Raw genomic sequence first — 6,151 nt, 5'->3', positions numbered from 1 at the left:
GAAGTCCGGCGGCTATTTGGAATTCGTTGCTATCAATGATGTGACAAAATAGATTTGACCCGCATTTTTTGCAGAAGCCACGTTCGGCACAATCGGATGACCGTATCTTCGTTCTGTTGTCCTCGCCCTCAATGTCTGCAGTGCCCGACAAAGCAGTCACCGGCACTGGGCGAGCAGAAGGTCCGTTTCCGGCCGATACCATCCATTCAAGCGTGTCGCGGCGAATGACTGCACCGAGCCAGAGACCCTCTCTTATCAAAGCACCCTAAACTGTCCCACTGCTACTGACGTCAGATAAATTCAAAGGAGTAGTCTCGAGAAGTTGGGAGAATTGCCGCCGGGCATTACTAACGTTTCAGACCCTAAAGCGCTGCCAAATGAACTTGTCCTTTTGCGCTTCGCTAACGTAGTAGTCTCAATTTAATGCAGCATTTCCTGTAGTTCCGCGCCGATGCAGTGAGCTTCCCCGCTGTCGGATTGCTCGCGCAATACGGGCGTCTGATTTTTGAGCAAACAACCCTACCACGTCAACCATCGCAACACGAACGGATTGCCCCGACGGACATAGATGCGGCGAATTTCGTCACCGATTAGTATGGTCAGGGCGAATGGAACTGACAAAAGCAAATGCCAGCCTTCAAGCGGCGCGGTTCCGAAGAATTGGTTGAAGGCTGGCAGGTAGCTGATGCAGGCGAGAAACAGCAGTTCAAATCCAATGCCAAACAGAACAAGTCTGTTTGACCAAAAGCCAACGGTTAGCAAACTCTGAGTTCGGGTGCGGCAGATAATGACATCAGCCACCTGGCATATGATTATCGACGCAAAGAAACCCGTAATTGCAGTGCGATAGAGCGGATCTGTACTGGCCAAATCCTGGCCCCATTCCCAGCCTCCATTGTACAGAATGACGAAATAGGTAAAAAAACCTGCCGCCGCTTGCAGCATTCCGACGATCCCGTAGCTCATAAAAAGTAGGTTGCGGCTGAGTAGACGTTCCCCTCTAGGTCGCGGTTTTCGCTTCATAACATCGGTTTCCGGTCCTTCAGCACCTAATCCCAATGCGGGCAAGATATCTGTTACTAAATCAATGGAGAGGATCAGGATGACCGTTAGCGGTAAGGGGATATCCAACAGTACAAAAGCGATAAACGGCAAAATCTCCGGAATATTGGAGGTCAGGATATAGGCGATGAACTTCTTGATGTTGTCAAAGATGGTTCGGCCTTCTTCGACTGCTGCAACGATGGTGGCGAAATTGTCATCCATCAAGACCATGTTGCTGGCTTCTTTGGCCACATCGGTGCCCATTACGCCCATCGCCACACCCATGTCAGCGTTCTTCAAAGCAGGAGCATCGTTTACGCCGTCCCCGGTGACAGTGACGATCTCCTCGTTTGCCTGAAGTGCCTGAACCACTTGCATCTTTTGTGCCGGGGCAATCCGCGCAAACAGGATTTCTGGTTCCTCGCGCAGCAATGCCTGCAAATCTGCATCGCTCATGGAAGAAAGCTCATCGCCCTGAACGACGCGCCCATGTGCGCCGATAAGCCCGATTTGGTGAGCAATTGTCTTTGCAGTCAGGCCATAATCTCCAGTCAGCATGATAACTCTGATACCCGCCGAGCGACACTTCTCGAGGGCGTCAGGCACCTCAGGTCGCGGCGGGTCAATCATGCCGGTCATGCCATAAAACACATATCCGTCTTCGGGCACGTCGTTTCGGACGCATTCTCTGGCGGCAAACGCGAGCCCACGCTCCCCGCGCCCAGCCAGTTCGCGATATGTCTGGATCACCGCCGCACGGCGTTCATCGGTCAGGGGGTATTCGGTGCCATCCAGAGCAATGCGGTCGCACATGCCGAGAACAACTTCCGGAGCGCCCTTCAGATAGGCCTGCGGCCCAGATCCCGGGTCGGCAACAAGTATCATCCTTTTTGTGATGGAGTTGAACGGCTGTTCCGAGATCTCTGCAACATTGCGCAAGGCATCAATATCTACGTGATCGCGCGCATAAAGCAGCAGAGCCCCTTCGGTTGCATCACCAGCGAAGCTGTTTTGCCCTGTTAGGTACGCGTTGTTGCAGATGCACATGATCGCAAGAAGCTGGTCAAAAGCGGGAGCGCCTTTGATAAGGTCATTGCTGACTTCGTAAGGTTCTCCGCCAACCACGATCGTGTTAACGCCCAGCCGGTTCTGTGTCAGTGTTCCGGTCTTGTCGGTACAGATGACGGTTGTCGACCCAAGCGTCTCAACACTTTCAAGATTTTTTATTAGCGCGTTCTTTTGAGCCATTCGACGGCTGGCCATCGTTAAGCTAAGAGTGACCGTGGGGAGTAGACCTTCAGGAACATTGGCGACAATGATTCCGATCGAAAAAATGAGGCTCCCGATAATGCTGTTGCCAATCGCGACGGAGACGGCGAAGAATGTCACTCCGAGAAAGATTGCGATGAAGCTGATCACTTTTATGAAATACTTCAGCTCTTTGTGAATGGGCGTTTCGGTGGCACTGCTTGCCTTGGTCAGCGCCACGATGTTGCCGATCTGGGTATTCATGCCGGTCTCGCACAAAACGAAACTGCCTTCGCCGCTTTGAACCAATGAGCCAGAGAACACCATGTTCGGGCTTTCCAGCAACGCGTCTGACGACTTCCCCTCATCGAGCAATTGCGGTTCACTTTCGCCGGTAAGAGAAGAGTTGTCGATTTTCAGCTCTTTAGCGACGATCAATCGCCCATCGGCGGGCACACGGTCGCCTTCGCGCAGGGAAACCAAATCTCCGGGTACAAGCTCAGCGACCGGCACCTCGCACGGTTTCCCGTCGCGAAGAGCGGTGATCTCAGACGGCAGCATTTTTTTAAAGCTGTCCATGATCCGTTCGCTCTGATGTTCCTGAAAATAGGTAAATCCGGCATTCAGCAGCACCACACCAATTAGCGCTATCGCGATGTATAGATTCCCCTGACCTGGATCGAGACGTTCGGCTGTCATCGCCAACGCGCCACCAATAATCAGCAAAAGGGCAAAGAAGTTCTTGAACTGGAGCAGGAATTTCAAGATTTCCGGCGTGTCTTTCCCGACCTTCAGTTCATTTGGTCCATGCTTGGCAATCCGTGATTTTGCTTCGGCGGTAGTTAGGCCATCAGCGGAGCTATTTAGCTGTCGAAACACATCCAACAATGATTTCTTATGGCAATCGAGCATTATTAGGCCTTGGTTAAGTTCACTTCTCACGCAGTCGCACAAAGGGCTTGCCTTGGATGATGCTGAGGTTCGACCATGTGCAAAAAAAGAATTCGTACATCGCCAAAACCTACTGACCGCTCCGTTCCGTTGTCACGGGAGCGGTGCAAAAAGTCATTGATTTAAGACAATTGAGTTGGTGCAGCGGGTCTCAGTGACCCGTCTTATTGCTCAGTGTGAACAATGAATGCGTTCTGGCATCATGCAGGCGAGACATTCTTTTGCACTCATAAGGTAGTGTCGCGAAGGTGGTAGAAATTTGAGGGTTGCGTAATCTCTGGGTGACTTGAACCCACCCAACCGGCGGCAGCAACCGCCAGGGAGATCACGCTATGACGAACAATAACGACACCGCTGCGCTTTCGCTACTGGCCAATGAAGCCGGCTACGATCCGATCGAGGATCGCCTGCGGCAAAATATCCGCGCCACGATCGAGGCCGTTTTCGAAGAGGAACTGGAGGCGTTTCTGGGGCGCTGCCGCTATGACCGCGGCACGGACAAGCCCAAAGGCTATCGGCATGGTCATCGAGAGCGCCAGTTGATCGGTACGTTTGGGACCGAGACGATAAGCGTGCCGCGCGCCCGGGCTGTCGATGAAGCCGGCAAGGCCACGGAATGGCGATCAAAGGCGCTGCCGCGTTACCAGCGCCTAACCAAGAAAGCCGAGGCGCTCATTGCCTCGGTCTATTTGGCCGGGACCAACACGCGGCGCGTGAAGCGGGCGCTGTATGGGCTATTCCAGGGCGCGGTGAGCAAGGACGTAGTCAGCCGCGCCTGGCGCAAGGTAAAGGTCGACTGGGACGCTTGGGTGGCGTGAGACTTGGCCGACGAAGACATCGTCCGTCTGATTTTGGCGGGCACCGTTATTAAGACCCGGTTGGATCGAAAGGCTACGAACATCTCGGTTCTGGCGGCCATCGGGGTGCGCCGGGACGGACAGAAGGTGCTGCCTTCCATCAAGAATATGGGCGGAGAAAGCAAAGCCGCATGGGTGTAAAACGCACAGCAATAATGGGCCGGACTGAAATCGCGTCCTTCGCTTGTGCAGCAAATCGACAGCCCCAATCGATCCAAGAGTTACGCTGCAATGCAGCCAGAAAAGCCGACATTGGTCGCGACCGCAGCGAGGTCCGAGGGGTCTATGACCGAGTTGCGGACAATGCCGCGGTTCAATTGAAAGAGGAAAGAAACTGTGCGTCAGCCGCTTGGACGACCAAGCAGTACCGAACTAGCAGAGCAATGCGGTTCAAACATGGGCCTGAATTTTCACTTGGTGACCCTGAATCAAGAAGCGTCCAACCCTCGAATTTTGGGGTCAATTACTTAGAAAATCCCGAATGATTCTTATCGAAACTTCCGGCTGATCGTAAAAGACAAAGTGACCTGAGTCATCGATCGTTTCCAGCCTCGCATCTTGATAGAATGGCAGGTGTCGTTCTTGGTACTTGGAGCCGTAAATGGTGTTACAGGTTGTGCCAATGATAAGAGTTTTTCCGCCAAACTTGTGAGCGTCAGAAATGAAATCCAGTTGCTTCAGTAGTTCAGTGTCATTCACATAGGCAATCACGGTTTCGTCCAAGGTTCTTCTGCTCGCACGCCAGCCTTCAAATTCCTCTGGTATGACGTTTCCGCAATGGACACCTTCACCGGGCATGAGTGAATACGCGTGGCTTAGAATGTAGTCTTCGCGCGCATATTTGTCTTTCCGAATGTCCACACGCCACGAATTCAGCCAAATGCGGCCAAGATCAAGATAGATGTCCCAAGTCGGGCCTGATTGTGAATCAAAGAATGGTTGGGACAAATCCGGCCTCAAAATCCCTGGCTCGATCATGACGATCTTGTCGATCTTTTCCGGATGCATACCCACATAACCCGAAGCCATCATGGCTCCCCAACTATGCCCGAGAAGGATGACTTTTCTGCTGGCACCAAAACGGTCGACAAAAGCGTCCAAGTCATCAAAAAAGCTCTCAAGGTCCAGCACGCCGTCGAATTGTCGCGAAGATAGACCTGTCATGCGCTGATCATAAAAAACGAGTTGGTATTCGTCGGCCAGAGGGGCAATGGGCAGTAAGTTCCGGTAGTCGCCGCCAGGCCCTCCATGCAAAGCGATGATAACGGGTTTATCCGTGTCGCCCATTGTTTCTGAGTGAAACTTGTAACCGTTCAGCGTGATCGATGGCAAAGTGTTGTCCAGATCGACGGTTTTGGCAAAAGTTATTGGTCGCAAATATATGCTGACTAATGCCAGTAGCGGTATGGCAACCAAGACTCCCAGTACTATTACCGCGAATTTTTTCAATGAATGTTCGCCTTGCTTGAAAAATTATCTCGGGGATCAAATGGAACATCGAAAGCTATATTTTGGGGAATGGTCTCATCTGGTTTCGAAGTTACTATGAATTGTGTGAGATGTCCCTTTCGAACAGTTTGAAGCCCCATTTCAGCTTTGAGAAATTACAGGTTCAACCATCTCTTTTTCGGCATTGTCACATTAACTCGACGATCAGCCTGACGGCCGGTATTTGTCGTTGAATGAGAAAGATATTCTATTCCCGCCATTGATAATCCAACGAGCCGTCTGGCTATACTTTCGCTTCCCTATGAGCTTTCGTGACGTTGAGGAAATGCTTGCAGAACGAGGGATCGATGTGAGCTATGAAACGATCCGCCGATGGATTTTGAAATTCGGTCCGGCGATTGCCGCCTACATCAGATCTCGCAGAGTTCGACCTTCGGGAACCTGGCATCTTGACGAGGTCTTTGTCCGAATTGGTGGCAAGCGGACATATCTGTGGCGCGCCGTTGACGATGAAGGCGAGGTTCTTGAGATCCTGGCGCAGTCTCGCAGGAACAAGCGCGCGGCCCTTAAACTTATGCGGAAACTCCTGAAGAAGCAGGGGT

The 6,151-nt window shown here is 52.1% G+C and carries 3 protein-coding genes and 1 pseudogene; 2 read left to right on the top strand and 2 right to left on the bottom strand.

Going from position 1 to position 6,151, the window contains the following annotated elements; translation table 11 throughout:
- Positions 1 to 519: 519 nt before the first annotated feature.
- The gene (locus tag AC221Y_RS18770) at positions 520 to 3,204 is read right to left on the bottom strand and encodes a cation-translocating P-type ATPase (protein WP_486708019.1); all 2,685 of its coding nucleotides are present in this window, start codon (positions 3,202 to 3,204) and stop codon (positions 520 to 522) included.
- Between the two features lie 371 nt (positions 3,205 to 3,575).
- Between AC221Y_RS18770 and AC221Y_RS18765 the strand changes: the two are divergent.
- Positions 3,576 to 4,235: pseudogene (locus AC221Y_RS18765) on the top strand (transposase); the annotation flags it as partial.
- A 324-nt stretch (positions 4,236 to 4,559) separates the two neighbouring features.
- Here the strand turns inward: AC221Y_RS18765 and AC221Y_RS18760 are convergent.
- The gene (locus AC221Y_RS18760; RefSeq protein ID WP_299753103.1) at positions 4,560 to 5,549 is read right to left on the bottom strand and encodes an alpha/beta fold hydrolase; all 990 of its coding nucleotides are present in this window, start codon (positions 5,547 to 5,549) and stop codon (positions 4,560 to 4,562) included.
- Positions 5,550 to 5,772: 223 nt separating this feature from the next.
- Between AC221Y_RS18760 and AC221Y_RS18755 the strand changes: the two genes are divergently transcribed.
- Positions 5,773 to 6,151, top strand: a 379-nt coding sequence (locus AC221Y_RS18755; protein ID WP_486708018.1) for an IS6 family transposase, incomplete at its 3' end; no start/stop codon positions are given.

This window comes from Boseongicola sp., from assembly GCF_057460485.1.
The sequence above is the reverse complement of the archived record's forward strand: the minus strand, read 5'-3'. Positions and strand labels throughout refer to the sequence as shown.